At 64.3% G+C, this 26392-nt stretch carries 31 protein-coding genes, 1 tRNA gene and 2 pseudogenes; 21 read left to right on the top strand and 13 right to left on the bottom strand.

The annotated features are described in order from the left end of the window. The first annotated feature begins 89 nt into the window (after positions 1 to 89). The gene (locus ACVWW1_RS39460) at positions 90 to 1337 is read left to right on the top strand and encodes a tyrosine-type recombinase/integrase (protein WP_456659598.1); all 1248 of its coding nucleotides are present in this window, start codon (positions 90 to 92) and stop codon (positions 1335 to 1337) included. An 8-nt stretch (positions 1338 to 1345) separates the two neighbouring features. Here the strand turns inward: ACVWW1_RS39460 and ACVWW1_RS39455 are convergent. After that, a tRNA-Pro gene (locus ACVWW1_RS39455) sits at positions 1346 to 1422 on the bottom strand. Between the two features lie 79 nt (positions 1423 to 1501). On the opposite strand from ACVWW1_RS39455, the gene ACVWW1_RS39450 reads away from it, so the two are divergent. The 4 genes from ACVWW1_RS39450 to ACVWW1_RS39435 all read left to right on the top strand — a co-directional run bounded on the left by ACVWW1_RS39450 (position 1502) and on the right by ACVWW1_RS39435 (position 5086). Further along, a complete protein-coding gene (locus ACVWW1_RS39450; RefSeq protein ID WP_456659597.1) occupies positions 1502 to 2497 on the top strand; it encodes an L-threonylcarbamoyladenylate synthase in 996 nt (331 codons plus the stop codon). A 102-nt stretch (positions 2498 to 2599) separates the two neighbouring features. After that, complete coding sequence (locus ACVWW1_RS39445; protein ID WP_456659596.1) at positions 2600 to 4030, top strand: FAD-binding oxidoreductase; 1431 nt, start codon at positions 2600 to 2602, stop codon at positions 4028 to 4030. 14 nt (positions 4031 to 4044) lie between these two features. Continuing rightward, positions 4045 to 4485 (top strand): GNAT family acetyltransferase, encoded by a 441-nt coding sequence (locus ACVWW1_RS39440; RefSeq protein ID WP_456659595.1) that lies wholly within the window; start codon positions 4045 to 4047, stop codon positions 4483 to 4485. A gap of 19 nt (positions 4486 to 4504) precedes the next feature. Further along, complete coding sequence (locus ACVWW1_RS39435) at positions 4505 to 5086, top strand: GDP-mannose pyrophosphatase (RefSeq protein ID WP_456659594.1); 582 nt, start codon at positions 4505 to 4507, stop codon at positions 5084 to 5086. Positions 5087 to 5493: 407 nt separating this feature from the next. Here the strand turns inward: ACVWW1_RS39435 and ACVWW1_RS39430 are convergent, their stop codons facing one another. Continuing rightward, a complete protein-coding gene (locus tag ACVWW1_RS39430; protein WP_176533100.1) occupies positions 5494 to 5934 on the bottom strand; it encodes a lipid-binding SYLF domain-containing protein in 441 nt (146 codons plus the stop codon). A gap of 272 nt (positions 5935 to 6206) precedes the next feature. Here ACVWW1_RS39430 and ACVWW1_RS39425 point away from each other — a divergent pair, with 272 nt between their 5' ends. Further along, complete coding sequence (locus ACVWW1_RS39425) at positions 6207 to 6461, top strand: hypothetical protein (RefSeq protein WP_456659593.1); 255 nt, start codon at positions 6207 to 6209, stop codon at positions 6459 to 6461. Positions 6462 to 6546: 85 nt separating this feature from the next. Here ACVWW1_RS39425 and ACVWW1_RS39420 read toward each other — a convergent pair whose 3' ends face one another. Beyond that, positions 6547 to 7020, bottom strand: a complete 474-nt coding sequence (locus ACVWW1_RS39420; protein WP_456659592.1) for a hypothetical protein — start codon at positions 7018 to 7020, stop codon at positions 6547 to 6549. 126 nt (positions 7021 to 7146) lie between these two features. On the opposite strand from ACVWW1_RS39420, the gene ACVWW1_RS39415 reads away from it, so the two are divergent. Then, entirely contained in the window at positions 7147 to 7914 is a 768-nt protein-coding gene (locus ACVWW1_RS39415; protein ID WP_456659591.1) for an SDR family NAD(P)-dependent oxidoreductase, read from the top strand. A 169-nt stretch (positions 7915 to 8083) separates the two neighbouring features. Then, a complete protein-coding gene (locus tag ACVWW1_RS39410; RefSeq protein WP_021076090.1) occupies positions 8084 to 8344 on the top strand; it encodes a helix-turn-helix domain-containing protein in 261 nt (86 codons plus the stop codon). 3 nt (positions 8345 to 8347) lie between these two features. On the opposite strand, the gene ACVWW1_RS39405 is transcribed toward ACVWW1_RS39410, so the two are convergent. Continuing rightward, positions 8348 to 9334: a GNAT family N-acetyltransferase gene (locus ACVWW1_RS39405; RefSeq protein ID WP_456659590.1), complete on the bottom strand. Its 987-nt coding sequence runs from the start codon at positions 9332 to 9334 to the stop codon at positions 8348 to 8350. Positions 9335 to 9463: 129 nt separating this feature from the next. On the opposite strand from ACVWW1_RS39405, the gene ACVWW1_RS39400 reads away from it, so the two are divergent. After that, positions 9464 to 9991 (top strand): collagen-like protein, encoded by a 528-nt coding sequence (locus ACVWW1_RS39400; protein WP_456659589.1) that lies wholly within the window; start codon positions 9464 to 9466, stop codon positions 9989 to 9991. Between the two features lie 56 nt (positions 9992 to 10047). On the opposite strand, the gene ACVWW1_RS39395 is transcribed toward ACVWW1_RS39400, so the two are convergent. Then, entirely contained in the window at positions 10048 to 10275 is a 228-nt protein-coding gene (locus tag ACVWW1_RS39395; protein WP_456659588.1) for a hypothetical protein, read from the bottom strand. Positions 10276 to 10373: 98 nt separating this feature from the next. Then, entirely contained in the window at positions 10374 to 10640 is a 267-nt protein-coding gene (locus ACVWW1_RS39390; protein ID WP_173641287.1) for a DUF2277 domain-containing protein, read from the bottom strand. A 119-nt stretch (positions 10641 to 10759) separates the two neighbouring features. Here ACVWW1_RS39390 and ACVWW1_RS39385 point away from each other — a divergent pair, with 119 nt between their 5' ends. Continuing rightward, complete coding sequence (locus ACVWW1_RS39385) at positions 10760 to 11005, top strand: DUF2188 domain-containing protein (RefSeq protein WP_173641286.1); 246 nt, start codon at positions 10760 to 10762, stop codon at positions 11003 to 11005. A 17-nt stretch (positions 11006 to 11022) separates the two neighbouring features. Here ACVWW1_RS39385 and ACVWW1_RS39380 read toward each other — a convergent pair whose 3' ends face one another. Further along, the gene (locus ACVWW1_RS39380; protein ID WP_456659587.1) at positions 11023 to 11712 is read right to left on the bottom strand and encodes an ArsR/SmtB family transcription factor; all 690 of its coding nucleotides are present in this window, start codon (positions 11710 to 11712) and stop codon (positions 11023 to 11025) included. A 139-nt stretch (positions 11713 to 11851) separates the two neighbouring features. On the opposite strand from ACVWW1_RS39380, the gene ACVWW1_RS39375 reads away from it, so the two are divergent. The 5 genes from ACVWW1_RS39375 to ACVWW1_RS39355 all read left to right on the top strand — a co-directional run bounded on the left by ACVWW1_RS39375 (position 11852) and on the right by ACVWW1_RS39355 (position 14889). Beyond that, positions 11852 to 12253 carry a nuclear transport factor 2 family protein gene (locus ACVWW1_RS39375; RefSeq protein WP_456659586.1) on the top strand — a complete coding sequence of 134 codons (402 nt, stop codon included), beginning with the start codon at positions 11852 to 11854 and terminating at the stop codon, positions 12251 to 12253. A 110-nt stretch (positions 12254 to 12363) separates the two neighbouring features. Then, a complete protein-coding gene (locus ACVWW1_RS39370; protein WP_456659585.1) occupies positions 12364 to 13425 on the top strand; it encodes an alpha/beta fold hydrolase in 1062 nt (353 codons plus the stop codon). 17 nt (positions 13426 to 13442) lie between these two features. After that, positions 13443 to 13790, top strand: a complete 348-nt coding sequence (locus ACVWW1_RS39365) for an MmcQ/YjbR family DNA-binding protein (RefSeq protein ID WP_456659584.1) — start codon at positions 13443 to 13445, stop codon at positions 13788 to 13790. A gap of 154 nt (positions 13791 to 13944) precedes the next feature. Continuing rightward, positions 13945 to 14298, top strand: coding sequence for a hypothetical protein (locus tag ACVWW1_RS39360; RefSeq protein WP_050406823.1), 354 nt, complete (start codon positions 13945 to 13947; stop codon positions 14296 to 14298). A 177-nt stretch (positions 14299 to 14475) separates the two neighbouring features. Beyond that, positions 14476 to 14889, top strand: a complete 414-nt coding sequence (locus ACVWW1_RS39355) for a hypothetical protein (RefSeq protein ID WP_456659583.1) — start codon at positions 14476 to 14478, stop codon at positions 14887 to 14889. Positions 14890 to 14986: 97 nt separating this feature from the next. On the opposite strand, the gene bfr is transcribed toward ACVWW1_RS39355, so the two are convergent. Continuing rightward, entirely contained in the window at positions 14987 to 15475 is a 489-nt protein-coding gene (gene bfr, locus ACVWW1_RS39350; RefSeq protein WP_050406821.1) for a bacterioferritin, read from the bottom strand. A 228-nt stretch (positions 15476 to 15703) separates the two neighbouring features. Then, positions 15704 to 15976 (bottom strand): (2Fe-2S)-binding protein, encoded by a 273-nt coding sequence (locus ACVWW1_RS39345; RefSeq protein ID WP_016843730.1) that lies wholly within the window; start codon positions 15974 to 15976, stop codon positions 15704 to 15706. 385 nt (positions 15977 to 16361) lie between these two features. Between ACVWW1_RS39345 and ACVWW1_RS39340 the strand changes: the two genes are divergently transcribed. Both ACVWW1_RS39340 and ACVWW1_RS39335 read left to right on the top strand, forming a co-directional pair. Next, the gene (locus ACVWW1_RS39340; protein ID WP_050422015.1) at positions 16362 to 16667 is read left to right on the top strand and encodes a hypothetical protein; all 306 of its coding nucleotides are present in this window, start codon (positions 16362 to 16364) and stop codon (positions 16665 to 16667) included. 238 nt (positions 16668 to 16905) lie between these two features. After that, on the top strand, positions 16906 to 17190 hold the full coding sequence (locus ACVWW1_RS39335) for a hypothetical protein (protein WP_029084043.1): 285 nt from the start codon (positions 16906 to 16908) through the stop codon (positions 17188 to 17190). Between the two features lie 87 nt (positions 17191 to 17277). Here the strand turns inward: ACVWW1_RS39335 and ACVWW1_RS39330 are convergent, their stop codons facing one another. Further along, a complete protein-coding gene (locus ACVWW1_RS39330) occupies positions 17278 to 18510 on the bottom strand; it encodes a lytic murein transglycosylase (RefSeq protein WP_456659582.1) in 1233 nt (410 codons plus the stop codon). A 243-nt stretch (positions 18511 to 18753) separates the two neighbouring features. On the opposite strand from ACVWW1_RS39330, the gene ACVWW1_RS39325 reads away from it, so the two are divergent. After that, positions 18754 to 19866 (top strand): toll/interleukin-1 receptor domain-containing protein, encoded by a 1113-nt coding sequence (locus tag ACVWW1_RS39325; protein WP_456659581.1) that lies wholly within the window; start codon positions 18754 to 18756, stop codon positions 19864 to 19866. 30 nt (positions 19867 to 19896) lie between these two features. Here the strand turns inward: ACVWW1_RS39325 and ACVWW1_RS39320 are convergent, their stop codons facing one another. Both ACVWW1_RS39320 and ettA read right to left on the bottom strand, forming a co-directional pair. Further along, complete coding sequence (locus ACVWW1_RS39320) at positions 19897 to 20481, bottom strand: TIGR00645 family protein (RefSeq protein ID WP_456659580.1); 585 nt, start codon at positions 20479 to 20481, stop codon at positions 19897 to 19899. A gap of 166 nt (positions 20482 to 20647) precedes the next feature. After that, positions 20648 to 22298 (bottom strand): annotated as a pseudogene (gene ettA, locus ACVWW1_RS39315) (energy-dependent translational throttle protein EttA). Positions 22299 to 22569: 271 nt separating this feature from the next. Here ettA and ACVWW1_RS39310 point away from each other — a divergent pair. Continuing rightward, the gene (locus ACVWW1_RS39310; RefSeq protein WP_456659579.1) at positions 22570 to 22812 is read left to right on the top strand and encodes a hypothetical protein; all 243 of its coding nucleotides are present in this window, start codon (positions 22570 to 22572) and stop codon (positions 22810 to 22812) included. Positions 22813 to 22939: 127 nt separating this feature from the next. Next, entirely contained in the window at positions 22940 to 23902 is a 963-nt protein-coding gene (locus tag ACVWW1_RS39305) for a D-2-hydroxyacid dehydrogenase family protein (RefSeq protein WP_456659578.1), read from the top strand. A gap of 75 nt (positions 23903 to 23977) precedes the next feature. Here ACVWW1_RS39305 and ACVWW1_RS39300 read toward each other — a convergent pair. Continuing rightward, positions 23978 to 25221: pseudogene (locus ACVWW1_RS39300) on the bottom strand (L,D-transpeptidase family protein). A gap of 328 nt (positions 25222 to 25549) precedes the next feature. Between ACVWW1_RS39300 and ACVWW1_RS39295 the strand changes: the two are divergent. Continuing rightward, entirely contained in the window at positions 25550 to 26392 is an 843-nt protein-coding gene (locus ACVWW1_RS39295; RefSeq protein ID WP_456659577.1) for a hypothetical protein, read from the top strand.

The following is a 26392-nucleotide window of genomic DNA, read 5'->3' as shown; positions in this document are numbered from 1 at the left end:
AAGGAAGCTTTGCGCGGTCGCCTGATCATCGAGCGCATCGCAGGTAAGGATTTTACGACGCTGGCACATATCGAGCGCATGAGGGAGCTATGCCGCGTATCAGCAAAGGCCCGAGACTCTACAAACGCAAGGCCAAGAGAAAAAGCGGACGCCTCATCGCCAACGCTGTCTGGACCATCCGCGATGGAGACTGCGAGGTTGCCACAGGAGTCCTTGCGAGCGAGGCTGAGCGAAAGCCGCCGAGGGCCGCCGAAGACGCCCTCGTAACGTATATCACCTCGAAGTACCGCCCTCCGCGTCGCGTCCGCGACATTGAAGACATCGATGTCGCCGATGTACTTGCAATCTATCACGCTCATCGCGAGGCGATTTACATTGAACGAGGCTCTCCTCAGTCCGAAATAACGGAGTTCGCGGACCGGATCGGTCGCCTGAACGATTTTTTCGGCGGCAAGATGCTGGCTGAGGTGAATGCGCAGACTTGCGGGCAGTATGTGAAGGCTCGTGGGCGTCCCGGGGGAGCCCGGCGCGATTTGGAAGATCTGCGTGCAGCAATCAATCATCATGCGCGGGAAGGCCTGCATCGCAGGTTGGTTCGCGTCGCGCTTCCCGCAAAAGGACCTGGTCGTGAGCGGTGGCTGAGCCGCAGCGAAGCCGCTGCACTGCTGTGGGCGTGCTGGCGATACCGCGAAGTCCAGACACGGCATCGCGGACCTCTCAAGAACCAAAAAATTGAGACGGGCAAGCGCCCGCTTCGTCATATCGCGCGCTTTATTTTGATCGGGCTTTATACCGGTACGCGCGCCGGCGCGATCGCCTCAGCGTCGCCGTACCGTGACAAGGGCCGATCGTATGTCGATCTTGAAAACGGCATCTTTTATCGACGCGCCCAGGGACGGCGTCCGACTAAAAAACGGCAGCCGCCGGCGCCAATTCCTGACCGATTGCTCGCCCATATGCGTCGCTGGGCTAGGACGGGCGCAATCGTCTCACACTTTGTCGAGTTCAACGGCGCGGCGGTCAAATCCGTCAAGTCGGGGTTCCGAAGCGCCGTTGGAGTCGCCAAGCTGTCCACCGAAGCGGGCAAGGTCACGCCGCACACCTTGAGGCACACGGCCGCGACCTGGCTGATGCAGCGCGGCGCAGATCCATGGAAGTCAGCTGGGTTTCTTGGGATGTCGGTCGAGGTATTGCTCGATACCTATGGCCACCACCACCCGGAATTCTTGCGCGAGGCGGCAGCAGCCATCACGACGAAACAAAACAAGAACATCGTATCTGGGGTTGATCGCGGGGTTGACTTGGCCGCGTATCGTGAAAGAAGACAAAAAGCGTAAGAAAATCTTGGTCGGAGTGGCAGGATTCGAACCTGCGACCCCTGCGTCCCGAACGCAGTGCTCTACCGGGCTGAGCCACACTCCGACTAAGAGGCCGGCTTATAGCGTCGGGTTTCGGGGACCGCAAGGGACCACAAGGCACCGAATTGAGGAATCTAGTCACAGTGGATACAGGTCTGAAAACGCACATTTTGCCCGCCGGCGCTGCCGCCACGGCGACCGCGGCCGGGGTCCTGGCCGAGGGCGGCCTGGTGGCGTTTCCGACCGAGACGGTTTATGGCCTCGGCGCCGACGCCGGCAACGCCGCCGCGATCGCCCGGCTCTACCAGGCCAAGGGCCGGCCGGCCTTCAATCCGCTGATCGCCCATGTCGCCGATCTCGGCGCCGCGCGCCGGATCGCCCTGTTCGATGGGCAGGCGTTGCGACTGGCGGAGGCGTTCTGGCCCGGTCCCCTCACCCTGGTGCTGCCGAAGGCGCTCTCCTGCCCGGTCGCCGAGCTCGCGACCGCCGGGCTCGATACCGTCGCTGTACGCATTCCGGCCCACAAGGTGGCGCGCGACATCATCAAGGCGTTCGGCGGTGCCGTGGTAGCGCCATCGGCCAATCTCTCCGGCCATGTCTCGCCCACCACGGCCGAGCATGTGAACGGCGATCTGGCGGGCCGGATCGACATGATCGTCGACGGCGGGCCGGTCGAGGTCGGCGTCGAATCCACCATCGTCGGCTGCTTCTCCGATCCGGTGCTGCTGCGGCCGGGCGGGCTGACGCGCGCCGAGATCGAGCGCGTGCTCGGCCATCCGCTGCAATCGCCGCCGCCTGATGCGGAAGGCGACGCCTTGTCGATCGCCCCGGGCATGCTCGCGTCACATTATGCACCGCGGACACCGGTCCGGCTCAATGCGAGCGACGTCCATGTCGGTGAAGCCTTGCTGGCGTTCGGGCCGGTCAAGGTCGGGCGGCGCGAATGCGCCTCGGTGGAGATGAACCTGTCCGAGCGCGGCGATCTCGCCGAGGCCGCCGCCAATCTGTTCGGCTACCTTCGCACGCTCGACAAGAGAAACACGGATACTATCGCAGTGATGCCCATTCCCGAGGATGGGCTCGGCGAAGCCATCAATGACCGGCTGCGCCGCGCAGCGGTTGGGCGGTCGCAAGCATGACCCGGATAGAGTGCGAGCCGGTTTCCCCGCGACAAACGCCACGCGTTTGCGCGGAGGTCATGCCTCGATAAAGATCCCGACTGAGTGAAAGACCAAGAAAAAATGAACATCGTCCAATCAGCGGTGCCGCCGCTTCCGCCCGAATTGCTCGCAAAATTCCGCGCCATCGTCGGCGACAAATATGCCGTGACCGATGCCACCGACATCGAGCCTTACGTCACCGAGGAGCGCGACCTGTTTCACGGCCGCTCGCCGCTGGTGCTGCGCCCGGGCTCGACCGCCGAAGTCGCCGCGATCTGCAAGCTTGCGAGCGAGCACAGGATCGCGCTGGTGCCGCAGGGCGGCAACACCGGCCTGGTCGGCGGCCAGACGCCGCATCATGGCGAGGTCGTGGTGTCGCTGCGGCGCCTCGACAAGATCCGCGACATCGATGTCGAATCCAACACCATGACCTGCGAGGCCGGCGTGGTGCTGCAAATCGCGCAGCAGAAGGCCAGCGATGTCGACCGGCTGTTTCCGCTGTCGCTCGGCGCCGAAGGCAGCTGCACCATCGGCGGCAACCTCTCGACCAATGCCGGCGGCGGCACCGGAGCGCTCGCCTACGGCGTGGCACGCGAGATGGCCCTCGGCGTCGAGGTCGTGCTCGCGGATGGCCGCGTGCTCAACGCTTTGTCCAAGCTGAAGAAGGACAACACCGGCTACGACCTGCGCAACCTCTTCATCGGTGCCGAAGGCACGCTCGGCATCATCACCGCCGCAACCTTGAGGCTGTTTCCGAAGCCGCGCGCGGTCGAGACCGCCTATGTCGGCCTGAAGTCGCCGGTGGCGGCATTGAAGCTGCTGTCGATCTCGCGCAACGAGGCGGCCGGCAGCCTGACGAGCTTCGAATTGCTCGCCGACATCGCGGTCGATTTCTCGATCCGCCACGGCATCGATATCCGCGATCCGCTGGAGGGCAAGCACCCCTGGTACGTGCTGATGGAATTGTCGTCGTCGCGCGACGATGCGCGCGACGCGCTGGAGGCGATCCTCGCCCAGGGCATGGAAGACGGCATCGTCGATGACGCCGTGATCGCCGCCAATCTGAGCCAGCGCCAGGCGTTCTGGAAGCTGCGCGACGAGATGTCGGCGGCGCAGAAGCCGGAGGGCGGTTCGATCAAGCACGACATCTCGGTGCCGGTCGCAGCCGTTCCCGCCTTCATCGCGGAGGCCAATGCGGCGGTCGTGAAGCTGATCCCGGGCGCGCGGCCGGTGCCGTTCGGCCATCTCGGCGACGGCAACATCCACTACAATGTCAGCCAGCCGGTCGGCGCCAATGCCGCCGACTTCCTGGCGCGCTGGCACGACGTCAATGCCGTGGTGTTCGAGATCGTGCTGCGGATGGGCGGCTCGATCTCGGCGGAGCATGGCATCGGCGTGCTCAAGCGCGACGAGCTGCCTGACGTCAAGGACAAGGTCGCGATCGAGCTGATGCGGCAGGTCAAGGCGATGCTCGATCCGCTCGGCATCATGAACCCGGGCAAGGTGCTGTGATCGTGCAGACGACAATGCCCTCTTCCCTCGCCGTTGCAGAGATCACCGACGCCGACGTCGCCGCTGTCGTCGCGCTGTGGCAGGCGTGCGGCCTGACCCGGCCGTGGAACGATCCAGCCGCCGACATCGCGCTGGCACGGCGCGGACCGAGCTCGGCCGTGCTGGTCGGCCGCAACGCCGGCGCGATCGTGGCGACCGCAATGGTCGGTCATGACGGCCATCGCGGCTGGGTCTATTACGTCGCGGTCGACCCCAACCTCCAGGGTAAGGGCCTTGGCCGCACCATCATGGCGGCGGCCGAGGATTGGCTGCGCAACGCCGGAGTGCCGAAGCTGCAATTGCTGGTGCGCCGGGAGAACGCCAAGGCCGGCGCATTCTACCAATCGCTCGGCTATGAGGAGTCGACCTCGGTGATGCTGGCCAAATGGCTCGACGGCCGCGAAGCTACGCCGTGACAGAGCTGAGGATCGACGCATGAGCATCGCCGACCGCGTCCGCGTCAAGGACGTCCAGCTGCTGTCGAAGCGCCGCTACGAGCTGAAGAGCGCGACCTTCGACTACCGCCGCAGCAATGGCGAATGGCAGACCCAGGTGCGCGAGGTCTACGACCGCGGCAACGGCGCCACGCTATTGCCCTATAATCTCAAGACCCGCACCGTGGTGCTGGTGCGCCAGTTCCGCTACCCGGCGTTCGCCAACGGCTATGACGATCTCCTGATCGAGGCCGCCGCCGGCATGCTCGACGATGCCGCGCCGGAAGCACGCATCCGCGCCGAGGCGGAGGAAGAGATCGGCTACCGGCTCGCGCATGTGCGCAAGGTGTTCGAAGCCTTCATGACGCCGGGCGCGGTAACCGAGAAGCTGCATTTCTTCGTCGCCGAATACGACGCCGCGATGCGGGTCAGCGATGGCGGCGGGCTCGCGGACGAGGGCGAGGACATCGAGGTGCTGGAGCTTGCGATCGACGACGCGCTCGCCATGATCAGCGACGGCCGTATCGTCGACGGCAAGACCATCATGCTGCTGCAGTACTCAGCGCTGCATCTGTTCAGGTAAGCACCGCCGCGGTCACGCGCAGGGAGGCGCGTTGCCAAATTGTCGAAAACAACCCCATGCAAAGGGGCCAGCAGCGGCGGCCGGCGTTCGACCAGGCCACTTGACACGTCGGGCAACTCACGGCTACGATTCTAATATTCCGAAATCACGCAGGCGCACACACTGCCCGCTAGAGCCGTTTCGTTCCGACGGGATCGCAACGCGGCTCTCGATTCCTCTTTTGACGCTTTATTTCACGCGAAGCCGGTAGCCACTTCGCTCGATAATGCTCTAGCCGCGCCATCCTGAGGTGCGAGCCTCGTCGGCGAGCTTCGAAGGATGAATCGGCCACCAGCCGGGCCGTGCATCCTTCGAGGCTCGCAATTGCTCGCACCTCAGGATGACGGGGATAGATTGGACAAAACGCGCTACTGCATCGTGATCGCAAGTCCGCTCAGATCGGCGTTGGCCATCAGGCCGACCTGGTGGCCGGTCAATTCGAGCACCGCGCCCTTCTGATTGGTCAGCACGATCGCGCGCGCGCCGCGGCCGAGGGCAAGCCCGGCGCCCGCCGCGCCATAGACGCCGGCAACGTCGGACGGGCGGTTGATGTTGCTGACGCGGCCGCGCAGCACGGTCTTAGAGCCGCCGAACACCAGGCCGTAGTCGAGACCGCCGGTGGACAGCCGATAGGAGCGGCCGCGGAACGTCAGAACGCCACTGCCGCCGGAGCCGCCGATGAACCATCCGGCCTTGTAGATCGTGAGCGTCACGAAGCCGCTGTCGGCGCGCGCGGCGGTGGAGACGGCGAGGCCGGTGAAGGCCATCAGTGCAACCAGCGCGGCGCGAAGGGTGGATGAAAGTTTCATGTGCGGTCTCCCAGGATGTTCTCACATCGATTGGCTCACGTCGATTTGCTCGCGTCGCGACGCGGGCACGAATCGCAATGCACCGACTGTAGCAAGCGCGTCGTCAGGCGCAATTTGGCACAGCAGGCGTCCATTGGTGACGGGAATGTCCGCGCAAGCGGCGTTGAACCTGTTCCCGGGGTTGCAACACTCACTGCATGTCCGGGGCGATCGGCCCCTGAGCTCCAGGATTTCCCCGCGGAGCGTTCACTTTTTCAAACCGGAGATTTTCCATGCGTCGTCTTGCGATTGCCTGTGCCGCCATGGCCGCCGCTGTGTCCGTGCTTGCCGCGGCAAGCCCGGCCAGCGCCACGCCCTACCATCTGATCCGTTGGCAAGACACCGGCTTCTGCCAGATCTGGGACCAGAGCATTCCGACCACGCCTTGGCCGGCGAACTTCGCCGTCGTCAGCGAGGAACTGCCGACCTTCGACGCCGCGTTCAGCTACAAGACCGGCCTCCTCAACAACGGCACCTGCTCGTTCTGAGCGCCCCCCGATCACGCACAGGGCAGACACGCGGCAACAATGCGGCATCCGCCCTTGTGCTGTCAGGCCGTAACGCCATCGCGCGTCAGTGATGCTTGATCAGCGCGTCACGCGCTGCGGCGAGTTCGAGGAATGCCGGGCCGTTGCCGCCGCCGTCGGGATGCACCGTCTTGGCGGCGCGCTTGAACGCCTGGTGGACCTCGTTCGCCGCGAGGCGGCGGCCGAACGGCAGGCCAAGCAACTGCCGGTAGCGCTCTTCCTGCGTCAACGCCTTCGGCGTCAAGCCACGCCGGCCGAACTGCGGCGCGGACAGCATGTGCAGCGCATCGCTGACGATGCCGAGACGGCGCAGCGCCATCGATCTGGTCCGGCGGTCGGCCGATTTCAGCGCCGCCTGGCGCAGGATCGGCAGCACCTGCGCGGCAGCATGCCGCAGCGTTTCGTCGATGTCGGTCGTGGCGATCTCGGCGATCATTCTGGCAATTTCGCTATAGTCGGGATCAGGCGCCGCGCAGAAGCGCGCGATTGCACCTTTCCAATGTCCGATATGCGGGTCCATGATCGGTCCGTACTGTCATCCGAATCCGGATAACAGCAACGCGCAAACGCGGCTTGGCGTTTTTCGGTTGGCGCAGTTTTGAATAGTGTTGTCGACAACGCTCATAAATCAGAACGAGGAAACACCATGGCCCTTCTCGACAATCACATCGCCGTCATCACGGGTGCGGGCTCGGGCATCGGCCGTGCCATCGCCGCGGGCTACGGCCGCGAGGGTGCGCGCGTGGTGCTGCTCGACATGAACGGCGATGCGGCGGCGGAAGCGGCCAAGGAGATCCGAGACGCCGGCGGCAAGGCGGAAAGCTTTGCGCTCGACGTGACCAATCTCGACGCCTGCATCGCGATGGCGAAGCAAATCGCCGACAAGGTCGGACCTGTCTCGATCCTGGTCAACAATGCCGGCATCGCGCGCCGCAACGGCATGCTCGGCGCCGACGAGGCCGTGATCAAGGATTGGGAAGACATCATCTCGATCAATCTCACCGGCGTCTTCAACGTGACGCATTCCTTCCTCGCACCGCTGCGCAAGAACAAGGGCCGCATCGTCAATATCGGTTCGATCCAGTCCTTCGTGCATCTGCGCACCCCGAGCTCACCGGCCTACACCGCCTCCAAGCACGGCGTGCTCGGCTTCACCAAGGCATTGGCCGCCGAGCTCGGAAAGGACGGCGTGCGCGTCAACGCGATCGGCCCCGGCTTCATCGAGACGCCGCTGAACGAGAAGGTGCGCGCCTCCAATCCCGACCTCGTGAAAGTCTTCATGGACCACACCCCGCTCGGCCGCGCCGGCAAGCCCGAGGACATCGTCGGCCCCGCGATCTTCCTCGCCTCGGACCTCTCGGCCTATGTCTCGGGATCGATCGTGATGGTCGACGGCGGCTACCGGACACTGTGACGGATGGAACCGCAATCGTGGCGATTTCTGGGTATTTTGCTTACAAAGCAGGGAGTTAGGGGCGCGTTAAGGAATTGTTAACCAAACCGGCACACCGTTGATTTACGGGGTAGTTGGTTCTCGATGTCTGCGCCTCATCGACGAGGCGGGCGTTGATCGGGAGGAGTTCATGTCTTACGCATCCACCGTACCGTCGCCGGAAGCACTGCTGCCGTCGCTGGCTCCAAATGAAATCGTCCCGTTGCTGATCGGCGCGACCGTCGATGAAGTCGAGCGGGAACTGGTGCTGCAAACGCTCGCGCGCTGCGACGGCAACCGCACCCGTGCCGCGCGCGTTCTCGGACTGTCGGTGCGGACGTTGCGGAACAAGATCCGCGAATATTCGGCCGACGGCATCGACGTGCCGCACAGCGAGCACGCCGCGGCCTAGGAGTCAGATCGGCAGATCGATCGCAAGACGCCGCCAGCGCGACAGCAACGCGCTGGCATCGTCATCGAGGCAGCGTGCGAGACGCACGTCGGTCGTCGCAGTCCGTTGCAGCGTCCCGGCCACCAGTGCGGTCGCATAGTCCCAATAGTCGCGCCGGCCGTTCGGATCCGCCGCAACCAGGGATTTTGCGAGTATCTCGACATAGATTGCGGTGGCAGCCTTGTGCCGGAGCTGACCTGCGCGCAGCTCCGCTGAGGGCGCGCTGGCCCGCGCCCGCCACATCAGCCAGTAGTTTTCCTCTCCATTTGCCCAACCCGATGACGGCGGAGTCGGATCAAGACATGGCGAGCTGCACGCAAGCGGCCGCATCGTGCGCGCGTCGCAGAACACGGAATAGTCGAGCTTGTGGTACCAGCTTGCGCGCAGCAATCGGCGGATCTCGTCCCGCTCATCCGTCGCGAGCTGCCGCCTGCCGGTCCGCTCGAGATCGGCGATGATCGCGGCCAGACGATCGCGATCGAATGGCTCGACCTCGAGCACCACGCCGATATTGTTCGGAAACAGCGCATCGAGCATGGCGACCATCTCGCGATAGAACGCGCGCGCCAGGCCGCCGCCGCGCCACGCCTTCGCGATGGCGACATGGTTGCAACAGATCAGGTCGCTTGCGTGATCGTAGGTGAAGAAGCCGAACCCGACCGCGCGCCCGGCGCCGGCGCGCAGGATGAAGCAGCGCGAGTCGAGACGATAGGACATCTCATGGCCGCCGACGCTGAAGCGTCGCCGCTCGCCGACATCATCCGACAACAGCCAGCGCACAATGTCGTTAGGGCTGTCGCGCTCGCGCGCGGGAAAGAGCTCTTCATAGAGCTCGAGCACACCCGTGCTGCGAAAGGCCGCTTCATCGAACACATCGTGTCGCGTCACGACGATGTCGAGCGATTGCGGTTCGCTCGCGGCTTCGCGGTACATGCCGTCCAGAACCCGCAACACGCCCTCCGTTGTCATATGCGCATGGAATTATGACTGTTGATCGCTCGCATCGGTGCCGGCAGGCAGAATTGAAGCCGTCCTCCAACCTCTGTTACAAGCGGCTTCAAATCGCGACGGAGCATATCAGTGGCTGACGAGACAACTTCCCGCCAGGGGCAACGGGGACCACAGGGGCCGCAGGGCCGTCAGGGCGAGCCGGGAAAGCCCGGACCGCAGGGACATCCGGGACGGCCCGGGCCGGAAGGTGCGCGCGGCAAGCCGGGTCCGCAGGGCAAGGCGGGCGCGGTCGGAAAGGCAGGTCCCGAGGGCAAGCCGGGAGCGCAGGGCAAGGCTGGCGTGCAGGGGCCGCGCGGCGAAGCTGGTCCACAGGGGCCGCAGGGTCCGGCCGGCCCACGCGGTGAAGCCGGCCCGCCCGGACAATTGCCGTCGATCGAGCAGGTGATGCCGTGGCTGCACATGATCTTCGACGCCTGGGAGGACTACAAGCGCACCAAGGAGCGTGAAGCCGCCGAGCTTGCCGAGCGCGATGCCGCAGAGCGCGCGGCAGCGGAGGCGATCGCCCTTGACGTCGACGCGGTCGATTTCGCTGATGATGACGACGAGGACGACGATCACAAGAAAAAGAAGAAGCACCGCAAGAAGGACAAGAAGTAACCCTTCTTGTCCTCACGCCGCGACTCGGCCAGCTGTGTCCGTGTCGCGCTCGATGCTCATCGCTCGGTGCCCGGATTGGCCGGAGGATCGGACGGCCGGGCGAGTTGCATGAGCTGAAAGACCCAGCGCATCGCGTAGTACCAGGCAACACCCGCGAACGCGCCGCAGGCCGACAGGATGATAATGTTGGCGAGGTCGATCGTGCCGCTCGACCACAGCATGCCGCAGGTCCAGAGCACGGCGAACGCAATCGAACAGAATGTGAGCAGGGCGGCAGGCTTCATGGCGTTTGCTCCGGGACCGGGGTGAACGGCCATGATGCCTGGGGGCATGGCGCCATACCGTGACCTGCATCACGGAATGCGCGAGCCTCAGCCTGGCCTCAGCCGAACCGCAGCCGCGAACGCTCCCTCGCCTTCTCCGCCTCGACCTCGCGATCGCGCGCCGGCGACGTGGTCTGCAACGAGATCAGGAGTTTTCGCGCAGCACCGGAAACCTCCGCCACGGCAAGGTTGAAGGCGGCCTCATTGGCCTGCGACGGCTTGTTGAAGCCGGACAGTTTGCGCACGAATTGCAGCGCCGAGGCGTGGATCTCGTCCTCGGTGGCGGGCGGCTCGAAGTTGAACAGCGTCTTGATATTGCGGCACATGTCGGTCTCCCTCGCCCGCACCTCGGGGCTCGTGTCTCAAGGACGATCGGCTGCTGCAAAATACGACATCGTGGTCTATTCTGGCAGCCTCATCGTCCACGATGGAAACGAGGTTCCGGATGAGCCACGTGATTTACAAGGTCGTCCAGCACGACGGCGGCTGGGCCTATACCGTCGACGGGGTGTTCTCGGAGCCGTTTCCAACCCACGCCGCGGCGCTTGCGGCCGCCCGGCGCGCCGCCAACGAGCAGCGTGTTCCCGGGCGCACCGAGGCGATCCAGTACGAGACGTCGGACGGCAAATGGCTGACCGAAACCGCCTCCGGCAATGACCGCCCGGAGACCGAGGTCGAGGACGGCCGCTAGTATCACATTCGGCGGCTTCAGAACGGAACCTGCACGCCGAGCCGGTCGAAGAACGCCCGCCCGCGGTCGGTGATCCGCAACGCGCGCGGAATCCGATGCGGCGCAACGCCGCGCATCGCGACCAGTCGCGCCAGCACGGCATTGGCGAACGGACCCGCGAGATGCGGCACGCGCTCGGTCCAGTCATTGCAGAGCCGCAGATGCGGCTGCCGCGCCGGATCGAAATCGATCTCCTCGGCGCGGCACCAGGCCAGCCCCTGCTCCGTCACGCGACCATCGCCGCCGTCGATGACGACAAGGCGGCGGCGTACCAGCGCATTCGACAGCAGCACGCCGAGCTGGCCCGCTAGATGATGGTAGCAGGTGCGCGATTGCCTGAGCTGCTCGGCCGGCATCGCCCGCTTGCGCCCGGCAGTGGCTTTCGCCGCAAGATCGACCAGGTTCTCGATCAGCGCCGCGACGTCGTCGTCCCTGATCCGGTAATATCTGAACCTGCCCTGTGCCCACACCGACAGCACGCGCGCATCCACCAGCTTCTGCAGATGCGCACTGGCGCCTTGCGGCGAAATGCCGGCCACCGCAGCTAGCTCGCCGGCCGGCAGCGCCTTGCCGTCGGCCAGCGCACTGACCATGGCCTCGCGCACCGGATCGCCCAATGCCTCGGCGATCCGCGAAAATCCCGTCTGCACGGATTGGGATGATCTCACCGCATCGTCCTCCAGATCGCGCAACAACGTCCTAGCCGCATTCGCCGTGCCGTGAAACTCATTTCAGTTTTTCCTGAAACGTTGCGCCGACCTTCTCCGCTCAAATCGGTGCCATCAGACGAAACGCAAGGGAACAATCATGACAGCCAGCAATACCGACGCAGAACGCATCTACAGGCTCTGGGACGAGGCCCTCGGCAACAAGGACCTCGAGGCGGCGCTGGCGCTCTATGCGCCCGATGCTTCGATCGAAAGCCCGCTCGTCCAGCACCTGATGCAGACCACGGACGGGATCGTCCAGGGCCGCGCCGCGCTGCGCGCGTTCATCACGCGCGTGTTCCGCACCAACCCGCCGCAGCGGCGGCGCTTCAAGCAGGGTTTCTTCAGCGACGGCCGAATCCTCACCTGGGAATATCCGCGCCAGTCCCCCGATGGCGATCAGATGGACCTCGTCGAGGTCATGGAGATCGAGGACGGCCTGATCCAGCGTCACCGTGTCTATTGGGGATGGTATGCGCTGAACGTGCTGAAGCAGAGTTAGCCGGACACATCTTCGCCAGCCCCGCGGCGCACTCTCGGACAACGCTTTCGCTCATGCTAGGCTTGCGCCGCAGCGGCCGGACAAATGCGCCGCGGGTGGGAAGAAGCATGATGTTCCGTTGGTGCGCGGCGCTTGTGGCCGCTTTCGTCTCGATGTCGGTACCGGCCATGGCTGCAGATTATCCCGCGCCGCAGGATGGCGAATGGATCGCAAAGGACTTCAAGTTCCACAGCGGCGAGGTGATGCCGGAACTGCGGCTGCACTACACCACGGTCGGCGCGCCGACCGGACAGCCTGTGCTGGTGCTGCACGGCTCCGGCGGCTCGGCCGCCAGCATGCTGACGCCGACATTTGCCGGCCAGCTGTTCGGCCCGGGCCAGCCGCTCGACGCAGCAAAATACTACATCATCATCCCCGACGGCATCGGGCACGGCAAATCGTCGAAGCCGTCGGATGCGATGCGGACGAGCTTTCCGAAATACGACTACAACGACATGGTCGACGCACAGTACCGGCTGGTCACCGAGGGGCTCGGCATCAGGCATCTGCGGCTCGTGATCGGCAACTCGATGGGCGGCATGCACACCTGGATCTGGGGCGTGCGCTATCCGCAGATGATGGACGCCCTGGTGCCGATGGCCTCGCAGCCGACTGCGATGGCGGCACGCAACTGGGTCCTGCGCCGGACGATGCTGGAAACGATCCGCAACGATCCCGATTACAATGGCGGCAACTACACCAGCCAGCCGCGGATGATGAAATACGCCATCGCGGCCTATCGCTTCGCCAGCGCCGGCGGCACGCTCGGCTATCAGGCGCTGGCGCCGTCCGCGCCGCAAGCCGACAAGATGGTCGATGAGCAGCTGGCATTGCCGGTCACCACAGATGCCAATGATTACATCTATCAATGGGAGGCCTCGCACGACTACGATCCGTCGGCGGGAATGGAGAAGATCGAGGCCACGCTGCTTGCGATCAACGCGGCCGACGACGAGCGCAATCCGCCGGAGACCGGCGTCACCGAGGCGGCGGTGAAGCGGATCAAGAACGGCAAGATCGATCTGATTCCGGCGAGCAGCGAAATACGCGGGCACCTCACGACCGGCGATGCAAAATTCTATGCCAGGCAATTGCTTGAATTGCTGCAGACGGCGCCGCAACGAACGATGTAGCGGTCGAGAGCGAGGCGATGTCCGCAAATCGCTTCCGCAAGGTCGCGCTGAGCCTGCCCGAGGTGATTGAGGGCGCGCATCACGGCATCGCCGACTTTCGCGTCGGCAAACGCATCTTCGCAACGCTCGGCTATCCCGACAAGGATTGGGGCATGGTGAAGCTGACGCCGGAGCAACAGGCTGTCGTGGTCGAGGCCGAACCGGAAATCTTCCAGCCGGTGCCGGGCGGCTGGGGCAAGAGCGGCAGCACCAATATCCGCCTCGCGAAAGCCGACCAGGTCACGTTGCGTAGCGCGCTCACAATGGCCCGGGATAATATCGCGGCAAAGCCTGCGAAGAAGACGCGCACAAAGACGCAAGCCTGAACGCGGCGATCCCGCACTGCATCACGGACAGCAGCGCTGCCTCGCTGATTCTTTGGGCATGCATCTCGTGCGCGGTTCGGGCCTAATCGGACAAACATCGGATTCGCGCGCGGGACGCTGCGCGCGTGTCACAAGGCTGTCGCGGAGGGATGCAATGCGAAGGCTCACGCACGGCGCGGTGCTTGCGTGGCTCGCCATGATGGCGGGCGCAGCGCTGGCGTTCGACAACGGCCAATACGACAACGTACCGCCCGATATCCGCGCCTGGTTCAAAAGCGTGATCGCGCCCAACGGCGTGCCGTGCTGCGATATCTCCGACGGCCATCGCACGAGCTATGACGTTCGGGGCGGCGCCTATTGGGTGCCGATCGAGGGCGAATGGATGATGGTGCCGGAGCGCGCGATCATCCGCGATCGCGGCAACCCGGTCGGCGAGGCTGTGGTGTGGTACGTGCACCACCGCGGCAACATCATCATCAGCTGCTTCGTTCCGGCGGACGCGGTTTGACGCGCCGCCACGCAGTCGCGCCAATTTGAAACAGATACCTCCTGTTAACCTTACTTTTTAACCAATAATTAAGGATGAGTTTGCGGGCGCCCTCAGGCGCGGCCTAGCGTCTGCACAAATGCTCCGTAACCGCGAGTGGTGCCGGCCATGGCTTGTCGAACAATGGCTCATCGAACAATGGCGTATCGAACATATGGGGCGCTGATTGCGTCCCTTGGCGTTGCAGCGCTGCTGCTTGCTTCCTCGACCGCGACCTATGCGAGATCCGGGACGGCGCCGCGCGGTACGTTTTCCGCGCACCATCCGGCTTTCCGTCATCATGTGCGCGTGCCCGGCATCGTGTTGCCGGGGACAAGCGGATATTACGAGGACGCCGTCGCCGGCGTTCCCTTCGCCGCCGAGGTCCCGGCGCCGGCGTCGAACGACGTTCGCTACACCTACACCCAGGATGTGCCCTGGGATTGGGCGCATCGATATCCGCCGGCCGTGGTGCCGTCGGATCGCCCCTATGTGTCGAGCTGCCCCACCGAGAGCGTGACGGTGCCCGGCCGCGACGGCGATCGAACCATCAACATCATCCGCTGCTACTGACCGATCACTTCATCCGGATCGCGAAAACGAAAGAGGCCGCCCGCAAGGACGGCCTCTCGCATTTTTGAAAGCCACTCTCCGGGCGCGACGAGGCCGATCAGGACTCCTCGCCCTTCAGATGACCGACGTGCTTCTGGGTGTAGAGCTCGAGACCGATGCGCTTGATCAGGTCGAGCTGGGTCTCGAGGAAGTCGATGTGGTCTTCCTCGTCCTTCATCAGCTGCTCGAACAGGTCGCGGCTGACATAGTCCTTGACGCCGTGGCAGTAGGTCGCCGCCTCCTGATAGAGCGTGCGGGCGCCGATCTCGGCGGCGAGGTCACACTCGATGATCTCCTTGACGTCCTGGCCGATCTTCAGGGGATCGAGCACCTGCAGGTTCGGGAAGCCGTCGAGGAACAGGATGCGATCGACGAATTTGTCGGCGTGCTCCATCTCCTCGATGGACTCCTTGCGCCAGACCTTGGCCATCTCCAGGAGACCCCAATTGTTGAGCATCCGGTAGTGCAGCCAGTATTGATTGATGGCGGTCAGTTCGCTGCGCAGCCCCTTGTTCAGATAATCGATGACCTTCGGGTCGCCTTGCATGATCCACTCCACCTGTCGCGGCCAAGATAGGCCCGCACTGAATTTAGAACGCTTCTAAATCAGATTACGGGAGAGAGCAACCCGTCGCGGAAGCAGCGCGTGGATAACCGGTTTCGGGGGATTTGCGGAGGCAGAGAGCTTCCGGCGACGCGGCAGCCGGATTGCATGAAGAAAACGCATTGAAACGAGAAAGCTTCGGCTCTGCGTCGATCAGAACCGAAAATGGTCCTAGCAGGCCGCGAGCGCGAATTCGGCCGGCTCGGCGTCTTCGTTGGCGGCATGCGGATGGCCGCTGTGGGGGCAGCCGGAGCAACAGGCCTTGGCGCAGGGGCCAAGCGCCTCGTCGATGATCGCCTTGATGGTGCGCGCGCAGCGGCCGCATTCGGCGCTACAGCCGAGGCAGCCATACACCTGCTTTGCATTTCGTGTCACAGACCCGCCGCCATTGACGGCATTGCGGACATCGTGGTCGCTGAGGACGTTACAGGAACAGACAATCATCAGAGGAGGCGGGTCCAACGGGTGATGCTCGCCAATATGGATATTGTCGGCCCCGCCCGGATGCAAAAGGAAAAAGCCGTTCTTGTAGCAATTCCAAACTGATGCGGGATTCATATTGGAATGAATCTAAATCGTCCGGTCCCGCCTTTCAGGAATAAGAGATCCATCAGGCCGGTCTCCCGGGCCAATCCCGGCTTCCACCGCCACAAGCACCGGTTCACTGCGGCTACAAGCTTGTGCGTTGCAAGATATGCCAAAAGCTGCAAGCATTTGGACGCGAATACGGCAGCGTCGTTCATTGATCATTCAAGCGGAATATGGAACCCTTGAGGCGAGACAGATCGCCAACGTACGCTGTCCCTGCTCCCGTGAGAAAGGTGAGGTCATGAAGAAGACATTGCTGGCGCTTTGCGCCGCCGCCACTCTGGCGGTTTCGGCTGTGGCGGTGCCCGCCCCCGCCCAGGCACAACGCGGCGTCGCCGCTGGCGTCGCTGCGGGATTGATCGGTGGCGCCATCGTCGGTGGCGCGATCGCTTCGCAGAACGGCTATTACGGTCCGGGCTATGGCTACTACGCGCCCGGTCCGGCCTATGTCGCCGAGCCCGGTTACGGTCCCGATTGCTTCTGGCAGCGCCAGCGGTTCTGGGACGGCTACACCTGGCGCGTTCGCCGAGTCCGCGTTTGCGATTGATCGCCGTTCATCTCGATTAATTCGAACCAGATGTCCCGGAAAACCGACTGTTTCTCCGGGACATCTGCTGTAGAAGGCCAGAAAAAACCGCTTTTCTGCGCGATGAGCCTGCGGACGTTTACTTTCGGTTGACTGTTCTGCGCTGTTTAGCAAGAGACAGCAGTTCGAGATCAGCGTGTGAGTCACCTAAACCCGGCGCCGAACCACGACGCCACCATCTTCCAGGAGAGCCAAAGACATGAAGAAGACTTTAGCTGCCCTTGTCGCCGTTACCACGATTGCCGGTTCGCTGGCGGTTGCTCCGGCTGCCAAGGCTGGTGACGGCGGCGCCGTCGCGGCCGGCGTTGCCGGTGGCCTGATCGGCGGCGCCCTGCTCGGCGGTGCGATCGCAGGCGCCCGTCCCGCCCCAGTCTATGTTGCACCGGCCCCGACCTACGTCGAAGAAGCTCCGTGCCGCTGGGTTCGTGAGCGCTTCTGGGACGGCTACGGCTGGCGCTTCCGTCGCATTCAGGTTTGTGACTGATCGACCGACACGCTTTCAGCATCACCCTCGAAAACCCGGCCTCGCGGCCGGGTTTTTGTTTTTCGCCACCAGGCAGGCTTGTGGAGGTCAGCGCTGTCCGTTCATCGCGCGCAGCACCGCCTCGCTCGGCCAGCAATCGACCTTCAGCCCGGCCTGCTTCTGATAGGCGCCGAGCGCGGCGCGGGTCTGCATCCCGGCCTTGCCGTCGAGCTTGTCCTTGTAGAGCCCGATCTTCGTCAGCTGCTGCTGCATCGCCTCGACGTCGGCCGAGCGCAGCTGCTTCGATGCCGACCACGGCGTCGCGAATGGCTGCGGGCTCGTCATGCGGTCGGCGAGATGGCCGACGAACAGCACGTAGAGATCGGAGAAATTGTACTCCTTGATCACGAAGTAGTTCGGCGTGGTCAGGAAGGCCGGACCGTAGATGCCTTCAGGCTGCAGCAGCGAGGCCGATTGCGCCTGCTCGGTGGCGCTGAGCTTCTGCCCGCGCACCGGCACGAAGCCTGCCCGCAGCCACTGGCTGATCGGCTTGGTCACTTCAGGCACGCCCATCGTGCAATCGGCATTGCCCGGCGCCTGCACCTCATAGGCCCAGCGCACGCCGGGCTGCCAGCCCTTGTTGACGAGCTGCTGCGCGGCGGAGGCGAGCGCGTCCGGCACCGAGTGCCAGATGTCGACCCGGCCGTCGCCGTCGAGGTCGACGCCGTGCTTGTAATATTCCGATGGCAGGAACTGGGTGTAGCCGGTCGCCCCGGCCCAGGATGAGCGCAGCTCCTTGCGCGTCACGGCCCCCTCACTGAGGATCTTCAGCGCGAGGATGAACTCGGTACGGTACTGATCCTTGCGGCGGCCGACATAGGCCTGCGTCGCCACCACGCGCAGCGTGTCGTACGGCAGTGAATAGCGGCCGTAGTCGGTCTCGCGGCCCCAGATCGCCAACACGATGGTGGGGGGAACGCCGAACCGCTTCTCGATCGCGTCGAGCGACGGACGATACTTCTGCAGCAGCCGCTGCCCCTCCGCGGCGAGCCGCGCGATCGAGGCTTCCTTGATGTAGTCGGCCGGCACCTGCACGAACTCGGCCTGCGCCGGCGCGCCGGTCTTGGGACGTCCGGGCAGGATCAGGTCGGGCAGCTTGTAGTCGGGCTCTAGGGAGCGCGTTTCGCGATCGAAGGTTTCGCGCGACACGCCGGCCGCCTTGGCCTCCGGCCACAGCGAGGCGATGAACTGGGTGAACGCGGCGTCGGCGGCTGATGCGGGCCGTTGCAGCGGCGCACACAGCAGCACCGCGCATGTGACGATGGTGGCTGGCCATTTCATGATCGATCTCACCTAATGTCCCGAATCCGAAATTCGTATCATTCGCCGCACCTTCGGAGCGAACTTCGGATTCGATAAGGACACTAGCAAACTTATGATTCTAGTGTGCTTTATGAATGCGAAGTTCGTGAAAGCGGCTGCCGCGAAATCGCACGAACTTCGCATTCAGCACACTAGCGGAAACAGGCATTGCAACGTGGATTCGGTAATGTCAGAATTCAATTCTGGGTGGTAAGTTTTGCCATGCGCATATTTTTGTCATTTCCCTCCGAATTGGAATCGCAGGCTGACAACATCGCTCAGTCCCTGCGCAATTGCGACCATGACGTCTTCTTTTCGCACGACGATCTCCCGCCGGGCGACAGCTTCGATGCGCGCGTCGAAAAAGCCATCGAAAGCAGCGATTTTATGGTGTTCCTGATCAGCCCGGAATCGGTGACCAAGGGACGCTACACCTTGAGCGAGCTCGCCTTTGCCCGAGCCAAATGGCCGAACCCGAGCAATCGCGTGCTGCCGGTGATGATGGCGCCGACCCCGCTCGGCCAGGTCCCGGCCTATCTCAAGGCGGTCACGATCCTGGAGCCGCAGGGCAGTGCCGCGGCCGAGACGCGAGCCGCGGTGGACCGCATGCTGGCGGCCGAGCGCGCGCAATCGCGCGGCCGATCCAGTTGGCCCTTCGTCGTGCTGGCGCTTTTTTCGGTTGTCGGCAGCTTCATTACCGTGAGGTATGCCACCGGCGTTCTGCAATATTCGTTCGTGGATTCGACGCCGACCGGTGGAATAACGATCCTGCCCGGCGTGATATTTGGATTGGTGGTCGCGACCTGCAACTTCATCTTTGGCGTCAAGGACCGGTTCCAGCTGGCATTGGTGGTTGCGGTGACGTCAGCGGCCTGGATCGCGGCCTACGATGCCAGCAGCGTCACGCTTCAGTCGCTCGGCCAGTATTCGAGAGCTGTCGCCGCCGCTGACGCCGGTACCGCCGACACAACCGCCACCCCCGCCGAGGTCAGGGACACGCTCGGCAATAATCCGTTCATGGGCTACGTCATCGGCAGCGTCGGAGGAGCCGTTGGCGGCGCGATCACAATTCTCGGCGTCCTGCTGACCAATCCCGGCTTCAGGCGGCTCGACAGCGTTGTCGTGAACTGGATCGCGGCCATAGCTGCCGGAGCCGTTTACGGCGCGATCGTCAAATTCCCGGACTGGCTGGCCTGGCTGGTGCTATTCGGCGTCTGGCAGACCACATTCATCCTCGCAATGGCGCGCGGATTCCCGCGCGGGGCCGAGGAAATCCCGGAATGGCTGGGCAGGATCACCACGCCGGCATTGTTCGGCCAGCGCGCGGCGCGATGACGCCGCGCCAACCATTATTAGTTGTCCCGGCTAATGCCCAACCTGCTGCTTGGCACCCTCGATCGAGTCGTTCGACAGCCTGTCGACGATGGCGATGCCGATCGCCGACAGGATGAAGACGCAGTGGATGATGGTCTGCCACATCACGCCGGTCTCGGTGTAGGTGCCCTTGCCGGACGACAGCGCACCGGCCTCGATGAAGGTGCGCAGCAAGTGGATCGAGGAGATGCCGATGATCGCCATCGCCAGCTTGATCTTCAGCACGCTGGCATTGACGTGGCTGAGCCATTCCGGCTCGTCCGGATGTCCCTGCAGATTGAGGCGCGACACGAAGGTCTCGTAGCCGCCGACGATCACCATCACCAGGAGGTTCGAGATCATGACGACGTCGATCAGGCCGAGGACGGCCAGCATGATCTGTTGCTCGCTGAAATCGAAGGCATGGGCGAACAGGTGCCACAGCTCTTTCAGGAACAGCACGACATAGACGCCCTGGGCGATGATCAGGCCGACATAGAGCGGCAATTGCAGCCAGCGCGATCCGAAGATCAGCATGGGAACGGGACGCAGCGGCCGGCCCTTCGAGCGGACGGGCGCGTCTGATAGTGCGGACATGTTGGGGGGCTCGCGGAATTGAGAATTGCGGAGCGCTCTATCTACGCAATCCCGCGCGCTTGAAAAGCGACAACTGGCCGCAGATTGCGCCGCGATGCCGTCACGATCCTGCAAACGGGGAACAGTCGAACGCGGCAAGATGGCCGCGTCGACCGCTTGAACCGATTCAACGCGTCAGCTTCTTGTACTTCACGCGGTGCGGAATGATGCTGTCCTGGCCGAGCCGGCGCATCTTGTCCTTTTCGTAATCCTGGAAGTTGCCTTCGAACCATTCGACATGGCTGTCGCCCTCGAAGGCCAGGATGTGGGTCGCGATGCGGTCGAGGAACCAGCGATCATGGCTGATGATGACGGCGCAACCGGCAAAATCCTCCAGCGCCTCTTCCAGCGCGCGCAGCGTGTCGACGTCGAGGTCGTTGGTCGGTTCGTCGAGCAGCAGCACGTTGGCGCCCGACTTCAGCATCTTGGCGAGATGCACGCGGTTGCGTTCACCGCCCGACAGCGCGCCGACCTTCTTCTGCTGATCGGCGCCCTTGAAGTTGAACGACGAGCAATAGCCGCGCGAGTTGACTTCCTTCTTGCCGAGCAGGATCAGCTCGTTGTTGCCTGAGATCTCCTCCCACACCGTCTTCTTGCCGTCGAGCGCGTCGCGCGACTGGTCGACATAGCCGAGATGTACGCTCTCGCCGACGGTGATGGAGCCCTTGTCCGGCGTCTCCTGCTTGGTGATCATCCTGAACAGCGTGGTCTTGCCGGCGCCGTTGGCACCGATCACGCCGACGATGCCGCCCGGCGGCAGCTTGAAGGTGAGATCGTCGATCAGCATGCGGTCGCCAAAACCCTTGCTGAGGCCTTCGAAGTCGACAACGTTCTGACCGAGGCGCTCGGCAACCGGAATCGTGATTTGCGCGGTCTGGGTCTGCTTTTCACTGGCCTGTTTCAGCAGCTCCTCATAGCGCTGGTAACGTGCCTTGGACTTGGCCTGACGCGCCTTTGGCGAGGATGCGATCCACTCCTGCTCGCGGGCCAGCGTCTTCTGATGCGCGGCGTCCTCGCGACCTTCCTGCTCGAGCCGCTTCTGCTTCTGCTGCAGCCAGGACGAATAGTTGCCCTCGTAGGGGATGCCCTTGCCGCGGTCGAGCTCGAGGATCCAGCCCGTGACGTTGTCGAGAAAGTAGCGGTCGTGGGTCACGATCAGGATCGCGCCGGGATAGTTGCGCAGATGGCCTTCCAGCCACGACACCGACTCGGCGTCGAGATGGTTGGTCGGTTCGTCCAGCAGCAGCAATTCCGGCTGGTCGAGCAGCAAGCGGCACAGCGCGACACGGCGGCGTTCACCGCCCGAGAGCTTGGTGACATCGGCATCGTCGGGCGGGCAGCGCAGCGCGTCCATCGCCTGGTCGACCTTGCTGTCGAGATCCCACAGGCCCTGCGCCTCGATCTCGTCCTGCAGCTTGGTCATCTCGTCAGCCGTCTCGTCCGAGTAGTTGACGGCCAGCTCGTTGTAGCGGTCGAGGATCGCCTTCTGCTTGGCGACGCCGAGCATGACGTTCTCACGAACGTTGAGTGCGGAATCGAGGTGCGGCTCCTGCTCGAGATAGACCGACGCGGGCGCCCTCGGCGACCCAGGCTTCGCCGTTATACTCCTTGTCGAGGCCGGCCATGATCTTGAGCAGCGTCGACTTGCCCGAGCCGTTGACGCCAAGCACGCCGATCTTGGCGTCCGGATAGAAGCTCAAATGGATGTTATCGAGCACCTTGCGGGTCGGGTACGCCTTGGTCAGACCCTGCATGAAATAGATGAACTGGCGAGCCATCCGCTGTCCCTGGAATTGATCCGATTTGTGGAAATTTTGCTGTCGCCGATGTAACGGCCGGCCCCCGAAAGCGCAACCGCGGGGCGGTCGTTTTCCATCCGTTCACCACGTTCCGTCCATTCGCCACGGGTGACTACGGGTTCGACGCCATGTGAACGCCGAATCACGACAATTGAAACTATCTTTTAATAAATCAGGCCAAAACTCGTTCTCAACGCCGAAAACGGCGATTTTCGCGGCAGAACCGCGACCAAACAGTTGAGGCCACGTCATGGCTACCATCATTTCAGCCCCTCTTTCGCGCCCGACGACCAAACGCGAGGCGACGCTGTTCGCCGAATTCAGCGCCTTCTGGCGGGCTTTCGTTGCCAAGGCTTTCAATCCCTACCGGCCGGAACTGCACTATATGCGTGGCCCGGGTCCGGCCTGCCGCGCCAAGCAGATGGCGCTGTCGCCGGCGGTCCGCTCGATGCTCGCCGATATCCGCACCGCGAAGACGCGCAAGCCATCCTGAGCCATCTGGCAATCGCCTCTTTTTGAGACCGCGGCCGCTTGCGCGCCTGCCGATTGCGCGCGACCATCCAGGGCTCCCCGACGGTTGACTGGCCGCCGTCGCCCCTCACCCTGAATGGACCTTTCCGATGACGCGGCTCCGCTGTGCAATCCTCGACGACTATTTCGACATCGCGCTTTCGCTGGCCGACTGGCCGGCGATCAGGGACCGCGTCGAGGTCACCGTGTTCGACAAGCCGTTCGCGAGCGAGGCGGAAGCAGCGGCCAAGCTGAAGGATTTCGAGATCATCTGCGCGATGCGCGAGCGCACGGCGTTCCCGCGCAGCCTGCTCGACGCGTTGCCCAGGCTGAAGCTGCTGATCACGTCGGGCATGCGCAACGCCGCGATCGACATGGAGGCCGCCAAGGAGCGCAACGTGGTGCTGTGCGGCACCCAATATAGCCGCGATCCCACCGCGGCCCTGACCATGGGCCTGATCCTGGAATTGACCCGCGGCATCGGCCGCGAGAATGCGCGGATGCACGCCGGCGAGGCGTGGCAGAGCTTTGCCGGCACCGAGATCGAGGGCAAGACGCTCGGTGTCATCGGCCTCGGCAAGCTCGGCAGCAAGGTCGCCGGCATGGCCAAGGCGTTCGGCATGGACGTGATCGCCTGGAGCCCCAACCTGACGCCGGAGAAATGCAAGGAGACCGGCGTCGGCTACGCCAGCAAGGACGAGCTGTTCGCGACATCAGACATCATCACCATCCATGTCGTGCTCAGCCCACGCTCACGCGGACTGGTCGGCGCCGCTGATCTCGCCCGCATGAAGCCACAGGCTTATCTCGTCAACACCGCGCGCGGGCCGATCGTCGACGAAGACGCTCTCCTTGCGGCACTGCGCGAGAAGAAGATCGCCGGCGCCGGCATCGACGTGTTCTCGGTCGAGCCGCTGCCATCAGATCACCCGCTCCGCAAGCTCGACAACGTCGTGATCACGCCGCACCTCGGCTATGCGACGCGCGAGAGCTTGCAGACGCACTATCAGCAGATGGTCGCGTGCATCGACGCCTTCACCAAGGGCAGCGAGCCGCCGCGGCGGCTGGCCTGAGATCGGACATCGATCGGCAAATAAAAAAGGCGCGCTGTTCGCGCGCCTTTTTCAATGATGAGTTTGCCGGTTGGCTTAGCGCACCGTGACCGGCGCGGGCAGCGGCTGGACCGAGGTCGGCTGCGTGCCGGGCAGCGGCGCGGCCTGGGCCTGCGCGGGGGCCATCGGGTTGGGCGGCGGCGGCGGCGGAAGCCGTCGTCGTGCCCGGGGCGGCGCCGCCGGGCAGCACAACCACGCGGGTGCCGACCTTGGTGCGTTCAAACAGGTCCGAGACGTCCTCGTTCAGCATGCCGATGCAGCCCGAGGAGACGAACTTGCCGATGGTCGACGGCTGGTTGGTGCCGTGAATACGGTACACGGTCGAGCCGAGATACATCGCGCGGGCGCCGAGCGGGTTGCCGGGTCCGCCGGCCATGAAGCGCGGCAGATAGGGCTGACGCTCGATCATCTCCGTCGGCGGATGCCAATCCGGCCACTCGGCCTTGCGGGTGATCTTCTGCACGCCGGTCCAGGTGAAGCCGTCGCGGCCGACACGGACGCCATAACGGATCGCCCGGCCATTGCCCAGGATGTAATAGAGGTAGGTATTCGGCGTATCGACGACGATCGTGCCGGCCGGCTCTTTGGTCGCGAACGCCACTTCCTGGCGCCGCAGATTCGGGGCCAGTTGCGCCGGGCCGTCTTTCCGGCTGCTCGTCCGCCGGCAGCGCCGCGATCTGCACCGGCTTGCCATTGGCATCGACTGGCGCCTGCTGCTGCGGCACCGCTCCGGTCACGCCCTCGGGCGGACGCATGCCGCCGCGATCGTCGCCGTAGGACACACCAGCGGCCGGAACGCCATTGTCGCGATTGGCTTGCTGTGCGCCCGGACGATCGCCATAGATCACCGGCGGCGGCCCCATCGGCCGGCCATAGCGCGGATCATCGGGCGACATCACCGGACCGGTCGGCGCACCGCGGTCGGAGTAGACCGGCTGGGAATTCATCGGGCGGCCGTAGCGCGGATCGTCCGGCGACATCACCGGACCGGACGGCGCACCACGATCGGAATAGACCGGCGCATTCATCGGGCGGCCATAGCGCGGGTCATCCGGCGACATCACCGGGCCGGGCGGCGGCAGCGCGGCCGAATTGCGCGGCGCATCTTCATCGTCGAGCGATTCGAAATCCGGCATGCTGCCCTGCGAGTAGGGCTGCGGCGCGGCCGAATAGACCGGGCCCTGGGGAGCCGGATAGCTCTGCTGCGCACGCGCAAGCGAGGTTCCCGCCACGCCGAGAGCCGCGGCAGCGCAAATCGTCAGAATGCGGTTGATCATCATTGCTCTATTATAGTCCCCAAGCCACACCGGACTGTTAACGGCCCAATGCAGGAAGATAGCGGCGCATTCAAGACAAATCAGCGAAATCCGGGCCGTTTCGGGCTTTTGTGATGTGCCGTCAGCGCTGCGGCAAAGATGTCTCATGGGTCGGGAATGTTTGTCCACCTGCCCAAAGTCATCAATCACCCGCATTTTGTAACAAACAGTCTCCGAGGGTTGCGATATCTTCGAATCGGCCTGATTCGCGCTCGCGACGCCGGCTTTCTTGTGTGGTCACCGCGTTCCCTCGACATCAAAGACCCTCCCGCAGAAGGGGGAACCCGCGCCCATGCTCCCCGGCCTTCGTTTCTTGTTCGCCGCGATCGTGCTGGCCACGTCGCTTCTGGTGTTCGGGTTAGGGGCAGCCGCGCTGTTTCGCGCGGCGCATGAGGAATTCGCCAGCATTCCGGCCCGCCGGGCCCCGCCCGAGCCGCAATTCGCGCAGCAGCCCGAGGCCCCGCCGGTGCTCGCCATGGTGCGGGTCGAGCCATCAGCCGCAGACAAGGCGGCGGCCGACAGCCCGGCGCCCTCGACGCCGTCCGAGCCAGTCGCATCCGAGCCGGCTGCTCCTGCCGAAGCCGCGCCTCCTGCCGAGTCGGCGAACCTCGCCGCGGTGAAGGCGGATGATCCGCCGCCCGCCCCGCCGAAGGTGGAAACGCAGACCGTCGAAACTCCTGCACCAGCGCAGTCCGCTGAGGTCGCGCCACAGCCTCCGGCCGCGGATCCCTCGCCCGCATCGCAGCCCGCACCGGTTTCCACTGAAGCTGCACCGGCGCCAGCCGAGGCCAAGGTCGCCGCGGTGGCCGATCCGCCTGCCGCACCCAGCGAACCCGCGCCCGCCGCAGCGGCGCCCGCGATGGCAGCACCGGAGCCGGCACCGCCGTCGTCACCCGAGGCCATCGCAGCCGCGAGCAGGATCGCAACGCTGGGGGGACCCGAAGTTGCTGTCGAAGCGCCGGCCGCGCCGAAGGCCACCGAGGCGAAGAAGCCGGAGCGCAGTGCGACCAGCAAGCCGGTACATCGCAAGGAGCGCCGGCGGATCGTCCGCGCGCCGCCGGTGCGGCAGGCCGTTCAGCAGCAGCAGCTCGACCCGTTCGGCAACCCGACCTTGGTGCCGCTTACGCGGCGCTAG

It is taken from the genome of Bradyrhizobium sp. JR3.5 (genome assembly GCF_054057015.1).
The sequence above is the reverse complement of the archived record's forward strand: the minus strand, read 5'-3'. Positions and strand labels throughout refer to the sequence as shown.